This is a genomic window from Streptomyces sp. NPDC004435 (assembly GCF_042873895.1).
Classification (GTDB): domain Bacteria; phylum Actinomycetota; class Actinomycetes; order Streptomycetales; family Streptomycetaceae; genus Streptomyces.
The window spans coordinates 181,942-200,982 of the sequence record NZ_JBIAMB010000017.1; the positions used below are offsets into that span (position 1 = coordinate 181,942).

Annotated in this window: 20 protein-coding genes; 5 read left to right on the forward strand and 15 right to left on the reverse strand. The window is 71.8% G+C overall.

The genetic code is table 11. The features are described 5' to 3' along the window. Position 1: 1 nt before the first annotated feature. Both ACFYT9_RS28275 and ligD read right to left on the reverse strand, forming a co-directional pair. Positions 2-922, reverse strand: a complete 921-nt coding sequence (locus ACFYT9_RS28275) for a DNA ligase (protein ID WP_389168456.1) — start codon at positions 920-922, stop codon at positions 2-4. Then, positions 919-1,803: a non-homologous end-joining DNA ligase gene (gene ligD, locus ACFYT9_RS28280; protein WP_389168458.1), complete on the reverse strand. Its 885-nt coding sequence runs from the start codon at positions 1,801-1,803 to the stop codon at positions 919-921. Before ligD ends, ACFYT9_RS28275 begins: the two co-directional genes overlap by 4 nt. A gap of 50 nt (positions 1,804-1,853) precedes the next feature. Here ligD and ACFYT9_RS28285 point away from each other — a divergent pair, with 50 nt between their 5' ends. The 4 genes from ACFYT9_RS28285 (at position 1,854) to ACFYT9_RS28300 (ending at position 6,249) form a co-directional block, all read left to right on the forward strand. Next, positions 1,854-2,915, forward strand: a complete 1,062-nt coding sequence (locus ACFYT9_RS28285; RefSeq protein WP_389168459.1) for a Ku protein — start codon at positions 1,854-1,856, stop codon at positions 2,913-2,915. Between the two features lie 105 nt (positions 2,916-3,020). Beyond that, positions 3,021-3,866, forward strand: coding sequence for a PP2C family protein-serine/threonine phosphatase (locus ACFYT9_RS28290; protein WP_376596035.1), 846 nt, complete (start codon positions 3,021-3,023; stop codon positions 3,864-3,866). A 181-nt stretch (positions 3,867-4,047) separates the two neighbouring features. Continuing rightward, the gene (locus ACFYT9_RS28295; RefSeq protein WP_389168461.1) at positions 4,048-5,025 is read left to right on the forward strand and encodes an MASE1 domain-containing protein; all 978 of its coding nucleotides are present in this window, start codon (positions 4,048-4,050) and stop codon (positions 5,023-5,025) included. A 375-nt stretch (positions 5,026-5,400) separates the two neighbouring features. Next, entirely contained in the window at positions 5,401-6,249 is an 849-nt protein-coding gene (locus ACFYT9_RS28300) for a transporter (protein ID WP_389168463.1), read from the forward strand. Positions 6,250-6,400: 151 nt separating this feature from the next. Here the strand turns inward: ACFYT9_RS28300 and ACFYT9_RS28305 are convergent, their stop codons facing one another. Both ACFYT9_RS28305 and ACFYT9_RS28310 read right to left on the reverse strand, forming a co-directional pair. Continuing rightward, complete coding sequence (locus ACFYT9_RS28305) at positions 6,401-6,817, reverse strand: TIGR03618 family F420-dependent PPOX class oxidoreductase (protein WP_351105175.1); 417 nt, start codon at positions 6,815-6,817, stop codon at positions 6,401-6,403. Between the two features lie 179 nt (positions 6,818-6,996). After that, complete coding sequence (locus ACFYT9_RS28310; RefSeq protein ID WP_190044844.1) at positions 6,997-7,323, reverse strand: DUF6087 family protein; 327 nt, start codon at positions 7,321-7,323, stop codon at positions 6,997-6,999. A gap of 144 nt (positions 7,324-7,467) precedes the next feature. On the opposite strand from ACFYT9_RS28310, the gene ACFYT9_RS28315 reads away from it, so the two are divergent. Next, positions 7,468-7,938, forward strand: a complete 471-nt coding sequence (locus ACFYT9_RS28315; protein ID WP_389168465.1) for a hypothetical protein — start codon at positions 7,468-7,470, stop codon at positions 7,936-7,938. 120 nt (positions 7,939-8,058) lie between these two features. On the opposite strand, the gene ACFYT9_RS28320 is transcribed toward ACFYT9_RS28315, so the two are convergent. The 11 genes from ACFYT9_RS28320 to ACFYT9_RS28370 form a co-directional block, all read right to left on the reverse strand. After that, a complete protein-coding gene (locus ACFYT9_RS28320; RefSeq protein ID WP_389168467.1) occupies positions 8,059-8,883 on the reverse strand; it encodes an SDR family oxidoreductase in 825 nt (274 codons plus the stop codon). 839 nt (positions 8,884-9,722) lie between these two features. After that, positions 9,723-11,018 (reverse strand): DUF317 domain-containing protein, encoded by a 1,296-nt coding sequence (locus ACFYT9_RS28325; RefSeq protein WP_389168469.1) that lies wholly within the window; start codon positions 11,016-11,018, stop codon positions 9,723-9,725. Between the two features lie 16 nt (positions 11,019-11,034). Then, positions 11,035-12,159 carry a DnaB-like helicase N-terminal domain-containing protein gene (locus ACFYT9_RS28330; protein WP_389168471.1) on the reverse strand — a complete coding sequence of 375 codons (1,125 nt, stop codon included), beginning with the start codon at positions 12,157-12,159 and terminating at the stop codon, positions 11,035-11,037. Beyond that, positions 12,159-13,388, reverse strand: a complete 1,230-nt coding sequence (locus ACFYT9_RS28335; protein WP_389168473.1) for a DNA cytosine methyltransferase — start codon at positions 13,386-13,388, stop codon at positions 12,159-12,161. The genes ACFYT9_RS28330 and ACFYT9_RS28335 overlap by 1 nt, the downstream gene beginning before the upstream one ends. 53 nt (positions 13,389-13,441) lie before the next feature. After that, on the reverse strand, positions 13,442-14,302 hold the full coding sequence (locus ACFYT9_RS28340) for a hypothetical protein (RefSeq protein WP_389168525.1): 861 nt from the start codon (positions 14,300-14,302) through the stop codon (positions 13,442-13,444). 163 nt (positions 14,303-14,465) lie between these two features. Then, positions 14,466-14,882, reverse strand: coding sequence for a hypothetical protein (locus tag ACFYT9_RS28345; protein WP_389168532.1), 417 nt, complete (start codon positions 14,880-14,882; stop codon positions 14,466-14,468). A gap of 188 nt (positions 14,883-15,070) precedes the next feature. Continuing rightward, positions 15,071-15,898: a hypothetical protein gene (locus ACFYT9_RS28350; RefSeq protein ID WP_389168475.1), complete on the reverse strand. Its 828-nt coding sequence runs from the start codon at positions 15,896-15,898 to the stop codon at positions 15,071-15,073. A gap of 24 nt (positions 15,899-15,922) precedes the next feature. After that, the gene (locus ACFYT9_RS28355; RefSeq protein WP_389168477.1) at positions 15,923-16,726 is read right to left on the reverse strand and encodes a hypothetical protein; all 804 of its coding nucleotides are present in this window, start codon (positions 16,724-16,726) and stop codon (positions 15,923-15,925) included. A 36-nt stretch (positions 16,727-16,762) separates the two neighbouring features. Then, on the reverse strand, positions 16,763-17,398 hold the full coding sequence (locus tag ACFYT9_RS28360) for a hypothetical protein (RefSeq protein WP_389168479.1): 636 nt from the start codon (positions 17,396-17,398) through the stop codon (positions 16,763-16,765). Between the two features lie 188 nt (positions 17,399-17,586). Continuing rightward, positions 17,587-18,303 carry a DUF317 domain-containing protein gene (locus tag ACFYT9_RS28365; protein WP_389168481.1) on the reverse strand — a complete coding sequence of 239 codons (717 nt, stop codon included), beginning with the start codon at positions 18,301-18,303 and terminating at the stop codon, positions 17,587-17,589. A gap of 5 nt (positions 18,304-18,308) precedes the next feature. Next, positions 18,309-19,040: a hypothetical protein gene (locus ACFYT9_RS28370; protein WP_389168482.1), complete on the reverse strand. Its 732-nt coding sequence runs from the start codon at positions 19,038-19,040 to the stop codon at positions 18,309-18,311. Position 19,041: the final 1 nt, after the last annotated feature.

A 19,041-nucleotide genomic window follows, 5' to 3' on the forward strand; every position in this document is an offset into this window, starting at 1 on the left:
TTCAGACCCCCTCGCCCCGGAACCGTACGAACGAGGCGGACTCGTGCCGCCCGGCGACCCGCCGCAGCTCGACCGCGGCCGGCCGGGCGATCCGCAGCACCGGTCCGTGCTCGGGGTCGGTCTCCGCCGTCACCCCGCCCCCGGTCTCCGCGACGCGGGCGCCGACCTGCCGGGCCTGCACGGGCGTGAGCCGGGGCGTCGTCGTCAGGGTCCGCCCGTCCGGCAGCCGGACCAACAGCGCCCGCGGCCGGGCGGCCGGCCCGACGAGACCCACCAGCTCCGCGTCCACGGTCTCGGAGTGCCGCACCTTCCGCCAGGACCAGGTGGAGCCGGAGCGGTACGCCGAGCTCATCGCCTTGGCCACCACCCCCTCCACACCCGCCTCCCGCAGGTCCCGGAACCAGGCGCGCGCGGTCGCCTCGTCGTCCGTGGCCAGCACCCGCTGGAGCGGCGGACCGGCCTCCCGCAGCGCCGTGCCGAGGAGCTCCCACCGGTCCCGCAGCGGCAGCGCCCGTACGTCCCGGCCGGGCACCGCGAGCAGGTCGAAGGCGATGTACGAGACCGGCACCCCGGTCCGCTTCCGGTCGGCGTGCGAGCGGAGCAGGTCGGTGAAGCTGAGCCGCCCCTCCCGGTACGCGCACAGCTCGCCGTCCAGCACGATCCCGGGCGGCAGCCGGTCCGCGAGCGCCGCCGCGATGTCCGGGAACTCGGGGGAGAGGTCGCGCCGGGACCGCGACTGGAGCACCACACGCCCGCCCTCCAGGACGAAGGCGAGCGCCCGGAACCCGTCGAGCTTCAGGGAGTACTGCAGGTCGCGGGGCGGCGGCGCCTGGCCGGGAATCTCCTCCGCCGTCCGCGGCCGCATGACGTCGACCGGCGGCAGGAGCACGACCCGGCCACCGCCGTCCCGGCTCCCGTTCACGGCACGTCCCCCGCCCGCCCCGCCTCGAACAGGGGCCCCAGCAGCTCCCCGTACCGCTCCAGACGTGGCGCGATGTCGCCCATCACGAAGGCGAGGCCGGCGGGGTCGGCGCACGCCTCGACCTCCTCCCAGGTGACCGGCGCGGAGACGTTCGGCCGCTCGCGGGCCCGCAGGGTGTAGGGGGTGGCGGTGGTCTTGGCGGCGGCGTTCTGGCTGTGGTCGACGAAGACCTTTCCGGCGCGCAGGGCCTTCGCCATCCGGTGCGTGACCAGCCGCGGCAGCTCCGCCTCCGCCTCGACGGCGAGCCGCTTCGCGTACGCGGACACCTGCTCGGAAGGGGTCGGCACGACGGGGACCAGCAGATGGAGCCCCTTGGCGCCGGAGGTCTTGGCGAAGGCCTCGAGCCCGTCCCCGGCGAGCCGCTCCCGCAGGTGGAGGGCGACCCGGCAGCAGTCGACGACCGTGGCGGGCGACCCCGGGTCGAGGTCGAGGACGAGCCGGTCGGCGACGGCGGGGGCGGCGGCCGTCCACTGCGGGGTGTGGAACTCCACGACCAGGTTGGACGCCCACACCAGCGAGGGCAGGTCCTGGACCATCACCTGCCGGGCGCGCGGGTCCTCGGTGCGCGGCACCGGCGTGGTCGCCACCCAGGCGGGCGTACCCGGAGGCGGATTCTTCGTGAAGAAGAGCTGCCCGCCCGGCCCGTCCGGATAGCGCAGGAAGGAGACCGGCCGGTCGCGCAGATGCGGCAGGATCGCCGCCTCCACCGTGGCGTAGTAGTGGAGCAGCTCGCCCTTGGTGGTGCCGGTGGCGGGGTGGATGACCTTGCCGAGGTTACTGAGCGTGATGCGCCGCCCGGCCACCTCCGTGAGGGGCGTCATACGATGAGACTCCCATATTTCCGGCGATAACGGCATGAAGGGTAGGAACCGTGCGATCTATCTGGAACGGCGCCATATCCTTCGGGCTGGTCAGCATCCCGATCAAGCTGGTGAACGCCACCGAGAGCCGGTCCGTCTCCTTCCGCCAGATCCACGTCGAGGACGGCGGCCGGATCCGCTACCGCAAGGTCTGCGAGCTGGACGGCGAGGAGATCGGGCAGGCCGAGATCGGGAAGGCGTACGAGGACGCGGACGGGACCATGATCCCGATCACCGACGAGGACCTGGCCGCGCTGCCGCTGCCCACGGCCAAGACGATCGAGATCGTCGCCTTCGTCCCGGCGGGCGACATCGACCCGCTCCAGATGGACGCCGCGTACTACCTCTCCGCCAACGGCGTCCCCGCCGCGAAGCCGTACACCCTCCTGCGCGAGGCCCTGAAGCGCAGCGACAAGGTCGCCGTCGCGAAGTACGCCCTGCGGGGGCGCGAACGCCTCGGCATGCTCCGGGTCGTCGACGACGTCATCGCCATGCACGGCCTGCTCTGGCCCGACGAGATCCGCGCCCCGGAGGGTGTGGCCCCCGAGACCCCGGTGACCGTCCGCGAGGCCGAGCTCGACCTGGCGGACGCCCTGATGGCCACCCTCGGCGAGGTCGACATCACCACCCTCCACGACGACTACCGCGAGGCGGTCGAGGAGATGATCGCGGCGAAGGCGGCCGGCGGCGAGGGCGTGGCACCGCCGGAGCCCGGCGAGGAGGGCACCGGCGGCCAGGTGATCGACCTGATGGCGGCCCTGGAGAAGAGCGTCCGCGACGCGAAGGAGGCCCGCGGCGAGCCGGCGGAGGTCACCGACATCAAGAGCCGCCCGGCGAAGAGGACCGGGGCGAAGAAGGCCGCGGCGAAGCGGACGGCCGCGAAGAAGGCCCCGGCGAAGGAGACGGCGGCGAAGGAGGCCCCGGCGAAGGGGACGGCGGCGAAGGAGGCCCCGGCGAAGGGGACGGCGGCGAAGAAGTCGACGGCCAGGAAGCAGCAGCCGGCGAAGAAGCAGGCCGCGAAGAAGCAGACGGCCGCCGCCCGGAAGAGCGCCTCCGGCAAGCGCTCCGCGTGACCGCGATGCCGCTCCCCGACCACCGCGGAAACGTTTCATGCACTACGGTGTAAAAGCGGCAAATGCCCCTGTTCGGGTGACCTGTCCACCGTGAGGTCGCGAGCGATGAGCCACAAGCACCACTCGGGCGACGGTGACGAGCTGCTCGCCCGCCTGGGCTCGCTGACCGCCCAGGCGCGCCGGCACGCGGAGCTCCAGCGTTCCCAGGTCGAGCTGGCGCTCGCCCTCCAGCGCGACATGCTGCCCGCGGAGCTGCCCGAGGTGCCCGGTTTCCGGCTCGCCGTCGCCTACGCCCCCGCCTGCACCGGCCTCAACGTCGGCGGCGACTGGTACGACGCCTTCGTCCTGCCCGACGGCCGGCTCGGCCTCTCCATCGGCGACGTCCAGGGCCACAACATCGAGGCCGCCGCGCTCATGGGCCAGGTCCGGGTCGCCCTGCGCGCGCTCGCGTCGGTCGGAGGCGAACCGGGCGAACTGCTCGCCCGTACCAACGACCTCCTCATCTCCCTCGGCGGCACCCTCTTCGCCACCTGCACGTTCATGCGCCTCGACCCCGCCACCGGCCTCCTGGAGAGCGCCCGGGCCGGCCACCTCCCCTTCGTCTGGGCGACGGCCGACGGCAGGTCCGGCACCTCGCAGGACGCCGGAGGACCGCCGCTCGGCGTCCTGGCGGGCGCCGAGTACCCCGTCACCCGCTACCGCCTCACCCAGGGCGGGGTCTTCGTGCTGCTCACGGACGGTGTCGTGGAGGGCCCCTCGCTCCCCGTCGACGAGGGCCTCGACCAGGCCGTCCGGCTCGCCGGCATCGCCGCCGTCGCCGGCCTGTCGCCGGCCTCCGTCGCCGCCGCTGTGATCAAGGGCGCCGAACGCGTGGGCCAGGAGGACGACGCGGCGGTCCTGGTCGTGGGCCACGACGAACGCGCCACGCCCCCGGCGGACCCGCGGCCCTAGGACCTGTCGTCACACCCCCGTCCGCCCCGCGACGCCCTGCACGCGCTCCCGCCGCACCGGACACCAGCCCGGGCACGTGTGACGACAGCCCCTGGGGAACCGCCGCCGTTCACCCGGATTTCACCCGGGAAGCCGGACGGGACCCCCTCTCCCCTCGCCGCCGGGCCCGCGCCGTTGTCTGATGGCTGATGTGCCGATTGCCAAGGAGTTCGATGCGCGCCGGACGGCCCTGGTGGCCGTCCAGAGCCTGGCGGTCGCCGCGGCCTACTTCGCCGCCGGACGGCTGGGGCTCACCCGGCAGCTCGTCGTCGAAGGCGCGATCTACACCCCGATCTGGCCCCCCACGGGCGTCGCGCTCGCCGCCTTCCTGATCTTCGGCCTCCGCGTCTGGGGCGGCGTCGCCCTGGGCGCCCTCCTCGTCATCGCCTCGATCGCCACGCTCCGCCCGGTGGCCCTGGTCAACGTCCTCGGCAACACCGCCGCCCCGGTCTGCGCCTACCTCCTGCTGCGCAGAGCCGGCTTCAGCGCCCGCCTGGACCGGCTCCGCGACGGCCTGGCCCTGGTCTTCCTCGGAGCCTTCGCGGCGATGACGATCAGCGCGACCACCGGTGTCGGCGTCCAGGTCCTCACCGACCGCCTCCCGGCCGAGGACTTCTGGGCCGTCTGGCTGGCCTGGTGGGTGGGCGACGCCATGGGAGTCCTGCTCGTCACGCCGGTCCTGCTCCTGCTGAAGGACGTCCGGCCCCCCTTCCGGACGGGGCGGTGGAAGGAGGTCGCGGGCCTCGCGGCCGTCACCCTCGCGGCCGTCGCGATCGCCACCCACAGCCACATGAGCCTCCTCTACCTCGTCTACCCCCTCCTGATCTGGGCCGCCCTCAGCTTCCAGCTCGCCGGCAGCACGGTCTGCGCCCTGTACGCCTCGGTCATGGTCACGGTCGCCGCCACCGACCAGACGGGCCCCTTCGCCGGACTGACCCAGATCGAAGTCATGATCAAACTCCAGACCTTCAACGGCACCATGGCCCTCACGGCCCTCCTGCTCTCCGCCGTGATCACCGAGCAGCTCAACACCCGCCGCTCCGTGGAGCAGGCGTGCGAGGAACTCCTGGAAGTCCTGGAGCACCTCACCGCGGGCGAATCCCGCCCCCCGCCCCCCTGACCGCCACCCCGATCACACCCGCACATACGACAAAACCCCGTGATCGGCGTTTCCGCTGATCACGGGGTCTGTGTGGCACTTCCTGCGAAGAGTGCCCCCGGCAGGATTCGAACCTGCGCACACGGCTCCGGAGGCCGTCGCTCTTTTTCGCGTTTCCCGCAGGTCAGCGGCCTATCTGAAAGTCCGTTAGAGGCGCGGTCCCAAGCATGTCCCAAGGGGTCTAGATGTCCCTTTTGGGTCACATGCCAGTCTAGTCCTGTCCGGCGGGGCGGGGAGTGCCTTTCGGGAAATAATCTTGGTCCTCCGCGACGTTCTCGCTCGGCAATCGCTGAGTGGGGGTGGCTGGACCTGAAACTGTTCGACACGGCAAACGGCGTGACCGAGGTCACGCCGTGGCTGGCTGAGGCTGAGGCCGATGTGCAGGCGCTCGTTGAGAGCGCGATGGAGCCCATGCTCGGGGTCCGCTTCCTGGCCACCGAGTACAGCACCGGCCCCGTCCACGGCGGGCGCATCGACTCGCTCGGGCTGGACGAGAACGGCTCGCCGGTGATCGTCGAGTACAAGCGGGCGACCGACCCTGGCGTGCTGTCGCAGGGCCTGTTCTACGTGGCCTGGCTGATGGACCACCGGGAGGAGTTCGAGGCCCTGGTCCGCGAGCGGCTCGGGCCGGCGGCAGCCGCCGGAGTTCTGTGGAGCACGCCCCGGCTGATCTGCGTGGCGGGCGGCTTCACGCGCTACGACTTGCACGCGGTGCGCGAGCACCGGCGGTCCATCGACCTCGTGCGCTACACCATGCTCGGCGAGCACCACATCGCGCTGGAGACGGTCGCGTCGGTCGCTGCCCAGGGCAGCGGGACGCGGCGGCAGAGCCTGCGCGGCGGACGGGGCACGTCACCGCGCCGGCCGACCGACGCCATGGCGGAGCTCACGGCCGTGGTCGACGAGGTGCTGCTCGGGCTGGGCGAGGGAGTGACGAAGGTCGAGCGCAAGCAGTACGACGCCTACCAGCGGCTGCGGAACTTCGCCTGCGTCACTGGACGGCAGGACAAGCTGCTGGTGTACCTCAAGGTCGCGCCGGCCACGGTGGAACTCGTGCCGGGCTTCACCCGGGACGTGACGGGACTGGGCCATCACGGCACAGGCGACCTGGAGGTCCAGCTGCGCTCGGAGAAGGACGTGGAGCGGGCGCTGGAGCTGTTCCGGCTGTCGTACGCCGCGGCGTAGCGCTTGGTGGGGCGAGGATCTCGGTGGGGGAGGCGCCTTTCGACGGAGGGGCGGGGGAGTGGCGGTGGTGTCGTCCATCCTCCGCAGGATCCCCGGTTTCGGAAACCGGGGATCCTCGCCTATATTGCGCCCGCGCCGACGCCGGACGGGGTCACCAGCCGGAAGGCTTGGTGGGTCCCAGGGCGCGGGTGACGGTGATCTCGATGACGACCCGGTTGGGGTTTACGCGCGGGGTCTTGTACCGCTCGGTGTAGCGGCGCTCGGCGTCGGCGACGGCGGCGGGGTCGTCCTTGATGACGGCGGTGCCTTCGAGGGTGGACCAGCGCCGCCCTTCGGCCTGGCTGACGTTGACGCGGGCTTCGCCCCCGGAAGCCAGGGCGGCGCGGACGTTGCGGACCTTCTTGTTGCCGCCGTCGGTGATGACGCGGGCGATCCGCGTCTCAGGGTCGTAGGTGACGCCGACCGGGGTCGTGTGCGGGGAGCCGTCGGGACGGAGGGTGGTCAGGAAGCAGGTCCGGCGCTCCTGCCAGAACAGGTCCCCGTCGGTGGGCAGGGGGGCGGTGTCCAACGGTCGGTCTCCTCGGTGCGATGGCTCGGACGCCGGAACGGCGCCGTGCAGGTCGCTTCGACCGTAACGCGGAGCTATCCGCATCAGAGGGGCAGGTGCTGCGGCCGAGCGAGGTCGGGGGAGGAATCGAAGGCGGCTTCGAGATGAGCGAGGGGCGCGAGGCTGGGACACACCTCGACCTACTGGTCCCGATCCTCAGCTGAGGACGGCTTTCGGTGCCGGCCGCGTCCCTTGCCCATGGCAGGCCGGTCCCACTCGGCGGGCTTCTCCTGCACGGGCGGCGGCGGATACAACAGGGCTTTCGCGGCGGCCAAGTCCTCGACGACGCCGACGACCATCCACTCGGTGCCGGTCCACTCTTCGATCGCTCTCGGGGCGTCGGGGTCCACGTGGGCCCCACGATGAGGGCCGTCACCGAGCGGCACCGCGCGCCGCCTGCCCTTCGAGGCGGCCTGGCGTGCATCGCGCCGGCGAGCCCACTCCTCCAGCGGTTCGTCATCCTGCATCAGGGCATCGTGGCCGAGTCGCGGTCCGGGCCGCCACCCGTTCACCCGAGTGGATGAATGAACGGAGACCCCCAGGGCGGGTAACAGCACACGGGCTGCTGTGACGCAGTCTTGGGGAATATCAGGGACCTCTAGGCTGTGGTCATGAGCAGCCGTATCCCGCGAGGGCGCGCGGGCAGGAAGGGCCAGCAGCACCGGGCGACTCCCGGTGACCTGCGGTCGTATGACGTGACCCCAGCCTCCGAGGTGACCGTGACCCGTGCGGACGGCACGGTCGAGGTCCAGCCTGCAAAGCCGGCGAAGAAGGCGACCCCGCAGCAGCGCCGACGCGGTCCGGCAGTGTGCGCGATGTGCGGCGGCAAGATCACCGGGAAGGTGTGGGTCAGCCGGGAGCAGGGGCCAAGCCGCGGGAAGCCGGTCCATGAGGAGTGCGAGAAGAAGGCGGCGGCCTTCACGACGAAGCGCCGGGCCGCGAAGCAGCAGACCACACAGCAGAAGCAGGACGGCGCGCTGTCCCTGAAAGAGGAGAACCGGCGGCTGCTCGCCGCGCAGGATCGAATCCGTGAGCTGCGGCGTGCCCGCAGCCAGCCGAAAGCGGAGCCCGACGGGACGTGACGCCCGGTTCAGGGAGACCTCTCCGTCGCAGTGGAGCGGCTCCCACCCGGCCGGCATCGGGTGGAGCGCCCAAGCCCACAGCAGGGGGCCATGAAGCCGGTCGGATAAGACCGTCCCTCGTCAGCCGTTCCCTAGGAACTCTCGTACTCCGCGGAGCCGGGTGCTCAGCTGTCGCTGAGTGGCACGGCTGTCGAGGCGTACGTCGAGGGCGCCGGGCAGGCTGCTGTCCGCTCGGCGGCCGGCGGGGAGAAGGGCGGGGGCGAGGCCGTCGCGGCGGGCGACGAGGACGCCAAGGGTGAAGCGGCTGACGGCGTCGGGGCCGGCCAGGTGGAAGACGCCGGTCGCGTCGCTCAGCGCAAGCTCCCACAAGGCAGCCGCCAGATCGGCGACATGGACAGGGCAGCGGATGTCGTCCGTGAACAGGACGCCTTCCCGCGTGCCGGCGGCGAGTTCGTGGACGATGCGTTCGTGTGCGGAACCGCCGTCGCCGATGATCAGCGAGGTGCGGGCGACGGCCGCGTCGGGGTGGAAGAGACGTACGGCCGTCTCGGCGGCGGCCTTTGCGGCCCCGTACGGGGTGACGGGGTCGGGGAGGGCGGTCTCGGTGTAGTGGACGTCAGCACCGGAGAAGATCGCGTCGCTGGACACGTGCACCAGGCGGATTCCCCTGCTCGCCGCCGCCACGGTGAGGCGGAGCGAGCCGTCGGCGGTGACCGCCCAGTCGGCGTCGCCGCTGGATGCATTGATCACCGCGGTAGGGGTCACGGCGTCGAGAACCTCGTCGAGGCGACGCGCATCGCGTAAGTCCAGCTGGTGCCAGGTGGCGCTGGCCGGTTCGCCGGGGCGGGAGTTGAACGTCGCGGCTGTGGCCTGGCCCGCAGCCCGGGCCTGTCGCACCAGCTCGGTCCCGAGGAACCCGCTGGCGCCGATGATCAGCACCGTCATGCCGCCACACCGTACTGCAGGACGCCCCGTGGGCACCTGCCGGTCACGGTTCCTATTGAATCCCGATAGGCGGCACGAGTGGAAGTCGGCTGCGTTCTGGCGCGTGCGTAAGCATCGAGTGCGCGCGCCGGGAATTTCTTTTCCAGGCGTATCCAGAAGGTCGCATGGAGGGTTCAAGAACGGCTATCGTGGGGGCCCTGTCGCCCCGTTCCTTGCGGGGGCCGGCTCGTGCTCCGCACGGGTGGCTCGGTATGCCGAGCCACCTGCCTGGGGCGCGCAACCGGCGTGCCCCTCACAGGAAGGTGGACCCATGTGTGGTTCAGCGGGGCGGGAGCCCGAACGCCCGTCAGGAGGTAGCCCCTTGAAGGAGCTACAGAGGGTGGAGGTCATCTGCGCCATCATGGCGTCGGTGATGTCTGCGATGGTCAGCGGCATGACGCTGCTGGTATTCCTCAGGGTCTGACGCCGTCCGGGACCGGCTGTTACCCGGTCCCGGACGGCCGTCCGGGAGGGGCCGGCGTGGACGTTCTCGTCCGCGTCGGCCCCAAACTTTTGCGGCGGCGAGATTACTAATCTGCGTCGCGGGCAACATTGCTAATCTTCCGCCGCGTAAAGTTGGCTTCGTAGTCGGCGCCGTTAAATTAGCGCCGACAGTGTGACCCTAATGACTTGACGCGTAATTAGTGGGTGCGTCAAGTCGTAATCACCCTCCTAATCTAGCTAGCACGCTCCCTTAAAGCTAGTTCGCCGGGCGGAACCTGCCAGGTCGGAGCCGCATCTGTGCAGGTCAGAGTCGGTGGGCAAGCGCTGAGCGTCGGCGGCGGTCGAGACGGGTCCGGTTACCGGCCGCGGGCGCGCTGGGTGGGCACGGCTGCGGGAAGCCCGCGGGCGGGCGCCGGAAGCGGCCTCGGAGTCGGCCGTGTGGGTGACGGAAACAGGTCTGCGGCGGTCTGGGCGAGCTCGGCCAGGAGGGTGTGGGGAACGCCGGCGGAGAGACGGAGGGTCCACGCCGCCCGGTCGAGGTCTTCCCCGCCGTACAGCGTCCATCGGTCCGCCGTGGCGTGCGGGGTGGACTCGAAGGTGATGGTCCGGTCCGGTGCCGTCCAGGTGGTGCGGGCGGGGTGGCTCGCCGGGTGCCAGGCGGCGCCGTGGAGGACGTTGTCCGGGTGGTCCGCGGTGCTGAGCGGCGGGGCGTCGAGGTGCTGGAGGATCGTGCGGATGAGGGGGACGGGGGTGCCGGCGGTGAGGGTGGCGTGCCAGAGGCGCTCGCCGACGGGGCCGTCGTACTCGGCGATCGTCCAGGCGACGTCGGTGCGGTGGCGTGCTTCGTGGTCGAACTCGGCTCGTACGGTGAGGGATTCGTGGGAGGCGATGGTCGTTTCGTCGAAGGGACGGTACCTCTCCCACTGGCGGTCCTCGTCGAAGAGGGCGGAGAGGAACTCCTCGTGCTCGCCGGGCTCCGCGGCCGGCGGTTCGGCCGCGGGGGCAGGGGTCTCCTCGGCGGCGGACGGCGGCTGGCCCGCGAGGAGCCGGCGGACGGCCTGCTCTCGGCTGGTGAGCGGGGCGGGGCCGGGGCGGACGGCGACGCCGTAGAGCCGGTGGAACTCGGCGACGGCCTCCGCTTCGGTGGGGAACGTGAGGTCGGTCTCCTGCCGGAGGTGGTCCTCGCCGTGGAGGTGCACGTGCCGCCGGACGCCTTCCTTGTAGGAGCCGACGGCCACGATGGTGTTGCCGTCGTGAGCGTGCAGGTGGATGACCAGGCGGCCGGCGGCGATGTCGTCGTGGATGCGCTGGGCCGCGGCGCCGACCTCGCGGATCTCCTCGCGGGTGCACCAGGGCATGGGGTAGTTCGCCCAGGTCCACTCGGTGTCGATCTCCTCCTGGAGGGCGGGGTCGATCTCGGTGGTGAAGCCGTACCGCCGGAGCTGCTCGGCGGCCTGGGCGGTGTAGTGGGGCTCTTCGCAGTCGATGCGGGCCAGCACCATCGTGGCCGGGCTGGTGCTGCGCCATCCGAGGTCGTGGAGGTGGGAGCGGGCGGCGTCGGCCGTGGGGCCTGTCGTGGTGGCGATGACGGCGGGATGGTGGTCGGGGTGGAGGGCGAAGTGGATGTGGGCGTTGGCGGGGGCGTACGGCATCGGGGCCTTTCGGGAATCAGGGGGTCCGGCCGGCGGCGACGGGACGCGCCGGCGGCGAGACGGCGGGGGCGCGGCGGGCCGCAGGTCCGGCGCGTGCGGCTCGCGCCGGCTGGGGGAGGGAGTGCCCGGTGGCGTGCTGCCAGCGGGTGCGGATGGCGCCGATGTCGGCGAGGGCCCGGCGAGCACCGGCGACGAGCTGGAACGGTGTGTTCATCGGGTCGTCGGAGTACGCCTGGATGCGTCGGCTGGCCTGGTCGGCGGCGGCCAGGAGCGAGCGCGTGAGGGCACGCTGGCCCCAGTGCCCGACGGACCCGGCGGGCTCGGCGAGGAGACGGAGTACGCCGCTCGGCTCACTTCCGTCGTGCAGCAGGCCGCGCTGCTGGGCTTCCCACAGGACGGTGACGGGGTCGACGGGCTCGTGCCGCCGGGCGAGGGCGGTGAGGCACTGCCACAGGCCGGCGTGCAGAGGCTTGGTGAAGTCCTCGGCAAGCAGCCACCGCACGGACTCGATGTCGGCGGGGCGGGCGGTGGCGGTGGCGAGTAGGAGCTGCTCCTCCTCCACCGCTTCGGTGGGGTCGGCCGCGGCGTTCGGCGGGGGTACCGGGGTGCGGGGCAGGATGCCGGCGCGGGGCGGGAAGCGTGTGGCGATGTCGTCCACCACGGCGGCGAGCGCGTCGGCCTCGGCGAGCACTGCCTCGACGGGCTCCGGCAGGGAGACGTCGTGGACCGTTTGGACGAGGAGGCCGGTGGCGTCCCGGAGGCGGCGGCGGGCGTGCTCGGCCTCGACCATCCGCGCGTAGGCCGCCGCGTGCCGGGGCCAGGGACAGACCTGGATGAGGGTGTGCAGGTAGGAAGCGCTCAGACCGCGTGCCTCCTCCCGGGCCGCGGCGAGCACCTGGGTGAGCCACACGGTGGTCTTCCTGTGTTCGTTGGGATCGGGCGGCGGCAGGGTGCTGATCGCGGCGAACAAACTGGCGTGCGCGGCGGTGCTCCAGGAGTCGGCGGAGATGCCGGTCACGTCGCCGAGGAGGCGTGGGTCGAAGAGGAGCGCGCCGAGGAGGGCTTGCTCGGCGTGGAACACCGGGTGCGACGCCGGGATCGTGCCGAGGTCGTCCTCGTTGGGATCGGGGCTGTGGGACATCAGGCGGCCAGGGTGAAGTCGTCGGTGGTGAGGATGCGGTCGAGATGTGGGGCGAGGATGTGCGCTGCCAACCTCGGGGGGACGGCGTTGCCGATCTGGGAGAACTGCTGGCCCTTGTTCCCGGCCCACGGGTAGTCGGCGGGGAAGGTCTGCAGCATGCCCGCCTCGGCGGCGGTGATCCTGATCGGCGCTGGAGTCGGCGCGTCTTCGTTCCCGGCAGGGACTGGTGTGGCGATCCAGGTGCATTCGTTGGCGCGGTGCCCGAAGAACAGCGTCCCGGCCGGCTCGTCGAGGGGCCGTACGGTGGCGTTGGGCTGGTTGTTGCTGCGCAGGGACCACGTCCAGTGGCCGGTCTTCCCGGTGCAGGTGGGGGCCGGTCCGGTGGCGGGGCTGTCGCCGCGGGCACCATGACGGGCGGTCCACCCCGCTCCGCGGGTCTGGGGCTTGAGGACGACGTCCTCGACGGCCGGGGGAGCCGTCCAGGTTCCGCGCGCCCGGGCGTCGGACAGTGTCTTGCGGGCCCCGGAGGGGAAGGGTTCGGGGCCGCCGCCGGGCCCGCCGCCGGCGCAGACGGTCGGGACGGGCCGGTCGGTCGCCCCCCAGCCCAGCGCCTCGGCCATCGACACCCAGCGGGTGCGGCCCGGTCCGAACAGGCTCTCGGGCTCGGCGACCTGGGCGTGGGTCGGCGTCGGGGGTGCGGCGGTACGGACACGGGAGGCGACCAGGATCGCCCGCCGCCGGGTCTGGGGCACCCCGTAGTCCGCGGAGTTGAGGATGCCGCACCACACGGAGAAGCCCCAGGACCTCAGGATCTGCGCGTACTGCCTCCACAGCGGCAGCACGTCGGGCACCTCCTCCATGGCCACCCACTCCGGCTCGCCCACGGCATTCAGGGCGTGGAGGTAGCGCATCGGCTCGGCCGCGAGCAGGGAACGTTCGTCCCGGCAGGCGGAAAGGAGCTTGGTGCGGGTGTCGCGGCCGGCGGCGAGGTCGGCGACCGCCTGGTGGACGAGGTCCTGGTCGAGCAGCCCGAGCCGTTTGCCCGCCCGGCTCCATGCCTGGCACGGGGGCGAGGCGATGAACCCCCGGACCCGGCCGGCGAAGACGTGCACCGGATACGCGGCCACGTCGGTGCGGATCGTCAGCAGGCCGGCCGCCGCCCGCGTCCGGCACGCCCACTCGTCCCACTCCAGCCCGACGTCCCGGATCCCGAAGCGGTGCAGAGGCACGCTCCAACCACCAGGTCCAGCAAAAAGATCAAGGACAAGCCCCTTCGGGGCGATCACGACGCGAGTCCGAAGTCGTCCTGCTCCGGCTCGTCCCCCCGGCAGCTCCAGGGCGAGCAGCCATTCACCACGCCCAGTTCGGCGGCGTCGGCCTCGGCTTCCGCCGCGGCGTCGAGGGCGGCGCGCTCGGCCCTGGTGACGTGGTCGATCGGTGCCTGGCCGAGGGGGACGCGCGAGCGGTGCAGGAACGCCTGGCCCAGCAGGGCGTTCCCCGTCGCGTTGGCGCGGGCGTTGCCCTTCCGGATCGCGGCGTCGAACTCGACGACGTCCGCCCATTCGTCGGGCGAGGTGTCACGGATTTGTCGCCACTGGGCATTTCCGTGGAACGGGCAGCCCAGGCAACTCGATTTCGGGGTGTCCGCGAGCCCGAGAGAGGTGAGATAGCGGATGCAGTCGGAGCGCGTCCAGTCCATGTCGATCAGCGGGTGCCGGTTGCGCATGTACTTCACGTCCGCGTCCTTGGCGCGATGGAATTCGTCGGTGGATATCCCGATCCACTGCTCGACGAAGACGTCTTTCGGGACCCGCGTTGGATAGGGGTATCCGAGGAGCTTGCGGACTTCCTTCTTGATGGGCTTGACCTTGTACTCCCCGCTGCACTGGCGCCGGGTCATCCCAGGTCGGCCGTCCGCGTTGAGGATGTAGAGCGGCATCGAAGCGAAGCGGTGATCGGGGTCCAGAGCGTCGTTGCGAATGTTTCCGGAGGAGACCCAGAGAATGGGTATTCCGGCCGGTGTGGCGATTTCCTGTTCGAGACGGTCAAGGTGTGCGTAGACGCTTCGGGGCTCCCATCCGGTATCGGCGAAGATCGCGTAATCGACTTTCGGGAGAATTCCTTCTGCGGAGAGGGCGAGCAGGGTACTGGACTGGACGCCGGCGCCAAGGGAAAGAGCGCGGAACTGGGGCGAGGTGGAAATTTGGAAAATCCTTGGATGAGGGGGCGGAGAAGCGGCTCCTGGGGGCGGGAGCGGGCTCGGCGAGGAAGGGGCGTGGACGGGGCCGGGGCTTGCCGCGGTGGCGTCAGCGGCGTTTCGCTGCGGGGAGGGCAGCGGGAGGCGATGCCGGTGCGGGGCCGGTGGCGGGGAGCGTGCGTGCGGGAGCGCCGGACCGGAGAAACGAGGAAGGGGACGCCAGCTCGGTCGCGCTGGTCCGGAGGCCGATGGCCGTCGCGTCGAGGATCTCGTCGACTGCCTCACGGCAGCCGGATACCGCATCGATCACGCGCTGGGACGGAAGTACCTGCCCCATCGAGCCGAGTTGGCGCGTGGCGTCTGCGCTGAAGTTCCAGTGTGTGATCTCGGCGTGCATGCGGCCGAGTTCTGTCAGTGCCTCGCCCAGCGGCGCCAGCGCGCCGCTGTAGGCCCTGAGCGCCGTCTTCGGCGAGGTGCCGGCGGACAGCTCGGACAAGCAGCTCTTGATGTGGGTGGTCACGTCCATGGTGATGGTGACCAGATCGACGACGAGTGCGGAGACGCTGTGCGCTGCCGGGGTCTTGGGTGCAGGCGGCAGCGTCTGGAGCTGGAAACGCAGGCGGTCGATTCGGCCGGCTGTGTCGTAGAGGGCGAGTGCCCGGGTGGCGGTCAGGGGAATCTCCGTGGGTGTGTACCTCGGCGTTTCGCCAGGGGTCAGAGGTTCGTGGTGTGCGGGGTCGGGCGGCTTGGCCGGGAGGCAGGGGCGGACGCCGACAGGAAGGTGGCTGGCGCGGTGAGCGTGGCCGCGAGGGCGCGGTGCCCGGCTGGTGTGGGGATGCAGCGGGACCAGAACCAGTGGAGCGGGGAGACCTCGCGGGTGGTCAGGCCGCGTGCTTCCAGGGAGCGGATTGTGGCGATAGCCACGGGGCGGCTGTCGCCGTGCAGGTGCACCGTCTTGTCGTCGCTCACGGCGACATGGCCGAGGACGATGGCCCGCAGGCCGGCGTGCTGAGCAGGGGACAGGCCCGCGGGCCGCTTCGAGGGGCAGGAACCCCGCTGCCGTAGGTCGGCGGCGAGCGCTTCTGCGGCGGCGAGGCAGTCCTGCGCCCCGAAGGCCAGGAAGTCGCGGCCTGCGGCGACGGCGTCCCGGGCCAGCCTCCGGGCTTCCATCGCCCACGGGGCGCCCAGCTCCTCCAGGCTCGTGATCCCGCGGACCGGGGCGAGGGCGTCGGCGGCGTTGGCCAGGGCCTCGCTGGAGTCGGTGGCGAGCATGGCGAGCTGCCGCAGCCGCGCCTGGACCGACCTGAAGGTCTGGCCCTGGTGGAGCGGCAGGCCGGCGAGGCCCTCCTGCAGGTCCAGCGCGCGCTGGGCCAGGGACAGCGCCGTGGCGGCTCGGACGGTGATCTCGGGGGCTCCCTTGGGGGTGGTGAGGGCCGGTGAGGCCAGCAGGTCGTGCTGGAGGATGTGGTCCGTCCCGAAGGACAGGAGCTGCTCGATGAAGGAGACGGTCGCGCCGGGGGGACCGCCCGGCGTATCCCGCACCGGCTTCCTGCGGGTGATCTGCAGTCATCGGCGGGCTCTCGCCGCGGAGGCGACGGGCCCGGCCGGCGGCGGGCTGGGCACCGACGGCGCTTCGGCGGCAGGGTGCTCCGGCCGGCCGAGGGTGGCTGCCAGGACGAGCCGTCCCATCGGGCTGGGCAGGACGCGGATTTCCTCGGCCCAGGACGCGCAGGGCACAGGGTTGATCAGCCCCTGCTGGTCGAGGGCGCGGATCGCGCTCGGGTGGACGGCGGTCTTGTCCATTCCCACCCAGGGCTGGCCGTCCTCGTCGATCGAGACGACCCCGGTCGCAATGAGCCTCAGGGCCTTGAACTGGTCTGCGCTCATTTGGTGGTGGGCCTCGGGGGCGGCGTAGTTGTTCCGGTAGCGCTCCATCTCGGCGGCGACGCGCTCGGCGCAGGCGAGGAGGTCGGAGGCCGCGGTGGCGAGCAGGTCCCGGGCCGCCTGGACGTGGGTCAGCCTGGTGTCCGCGGCGGTCATCGAGAGGGGGTCGGTGCTCTCGGCGGCGCTCCGCAGGGCTTCGGCTGCCGCCTTCGCCACCACCTGGAGCTGGGCCAGCCGGGAGGCGACCGTGTGGTCGGTGTGGTCGATGAGGGACATCGGCAGGCCCAGGTGGGCCGTGCCGACGGCCGCGGCGTCCTCGGCGAGCGAGGTGACCGCCGTGACCTGCCGGGCGATCCGCCCGGTCGCCTGCGGAGAAGCCAGCGAGCGGTCGTCGAGCACGTCGAAGCACTGGGCGGCCTTCGTCGCGAGGGTCAGCATCTGCAGGCAGACCTCGTAATGGGGGGCCTGAGGGAGGTGACGGGACATGGGGGCTGCCTTCGGATCGGGGGGTGGGAGTACGGCTCAGCGGACGGGCGTCCGGCTTGCCCGGGTGGCGAGTGCGGCCGGGCGGGAGGCGACGGGGACACGGCCGAGCCAGGAGGCGAGAGCAATGCGGCCGGCCTCGGTGAGGTACAGACGGGCGGTCCGCGCCCCGGGCCAGGGGTGATGTGCCTCCCGGCGGACCCAGCCGCGTGACTCCAGGGACCGGACCGTGGCCATCGAGAACGACGCGTCCCTCATCCACGCCCACTCGCGGCCACCGGTGTCCTCGACGCTCAGGCGTCCGGTCGCGATGGCGCGCAGCGCCTGGTACTGCGTGGGCGACATCGCCTGCGGCCTGCCGTCGATCAGCTTCTGGGCGCGTAGCGCACCCGCGAAATCCGTAGCGGCACGCAGGGTGTCGGAGGCGCCGAGCGAGGTCAGCAGGGACGCTTCCTGCAGGTGGTGGCCTGCTTCGAGGAGGGTGTCGAGGACCCGGCCGCGCGGGTAGGGCCGGTGGGCGCGCTCCTGGGGCGACACCTGGACGAGGTAGGCGTGGACCAGCCGCAGGTGCTCGCCTGCGAGGGCCGCCTGGGTCTCCAGGAGCCGGATGCGGCTGTACGCGTCCTCTACCGCGGGGCTCACGTAGAGCTGGACCTTGCCGATCTCGGTCCTCACCGCCCTTGCGGTATCGGCGAGGTCGTCGGCGCGTCCTGCGTGTGCCAGGGCTTCCGACGGAGCGGCCGGCCTGGAGAACTCCAGTGTGGAAAGGCGGTCCCGGAACATGGTGACTTCCTCCGCCAGCAGCAGGACGTGGGCGGGGGCAAGCTCGGCCGGCAGAGGGGGGCGGGAATCCGAAGGGCTCGTCATCGCCGGCGCCCCTCCCCGTTGGTGGGCAGATCTCCGAGGGCGTGGACGACCTGCGCCCCGAGCCCCGAGGGGAGACCGGTGAGCGAGGTCAGCCGGGCTGCGCTCCGGGCCAGGTACGGGACGTCCGCGAGGGTGCGCTCCACCGGGTCGGGCGTGGCCAGGAAGGTGAGGAACTGGGCCGGGAGCTGGGCCGGGACGGCGCCCGTGGCGTGGACGGTCCAGTGGGTGTCGAATCCGTCGAACACGGAGTGCTCCACCCGCCACGGCTGGCCGGGCGGGTGGTGCATGGTGCAGTGCCCGTCGGGAGAGGTGTACGACCCTGCGCCCGCGGTCCAGTCGTACAGGTCGGCGATGTCGGCGACGGAACGTTCCGTCAGCGGGATGCGGTCCGAATGCCGCATGTCGCCCAGCAGTTGGGGCAGCGCCTGGGTGAAGCCGGCGAGGGCCTCCAGCGGCGTCTGCCGCGTAGCGGTGATCTTCCAGGCCAGGTCGTTGCGGGCGATCGTCCACCACATACCGTCCAGGCGGGACGGCGAAAAATCCACCTGGAGCGTGTCGTCGGGACTGACCACGGTGACGCGCCCGGTCTCCCGATCGTGAGTCCAGGACCACCCGAAAACGTGGATCAGCGGCCCGAGGACGTCGGCGAGACGGTCCCCGGCTCCGGCCAGGTGCCGCGGTGAGACCAGGAACCGGCCCTGCTCATCGGCCATGGTCCTCACCTCGACCGTCCGGCCATCGCCGCCTGTGCGACAGGAGCGGACCGGCCTGTGGGAGTGGCCGGACGGGACTGGGCGAGAAGCCGCCGGGCGCGGTCCGTGACGGTCACCCTCTGGCCCTGGCGGTCGGAGGTGTCGGCCTCGACCTGGACCAGGCGGTACTTCTCGAAGAAGGCGAAGGTGGCCGGATGGACGGAGGACCCGCCGGATACGTAGACCTTGGTCTTGCGGCCGAAGCTGTCCTCGTACCGTCGCCCTTCGCCCTGGGCCAGGTCCTCAAGGGCGGTCGTCTGCTTGGTGTTGAGCTTGGGCAGAGGCATGGCCGCCTCCGCGCGTTCGAGGGCGCGGCCGATGCTGGTGGCGGCGTAGGAGCAGCAGGTGGCGGTGAGGTCGAGGTCGTGGAGGGCTTCGGCCAGGCACTCCACGATGCCGCTCTCGGCATCGGTCTCGCGGGCCTGACGGATGGCCTTCTCGTCGACCGCCGCGCCGGGAAGGCACGCGCCGATCAGAGGATTGACGGAAATGGCCTGGGCGAGGTGGGTGGTCACGAGGGCCGCGCTGGAGACGGTGGCGGTGAGGGTGTCCAGGGTGCTGCGGCTGCCGGGCACGGTGACGTACTCGCTCGTGCTGAGCCGTGACAACGCTGTGACGAGCTGTCTCGTCAGTTGCTGGGATTCCAGGAGGAGCGGTATGACCGCGGAGAGGAACCCGGGACCCGGCGCCTTGTCCACG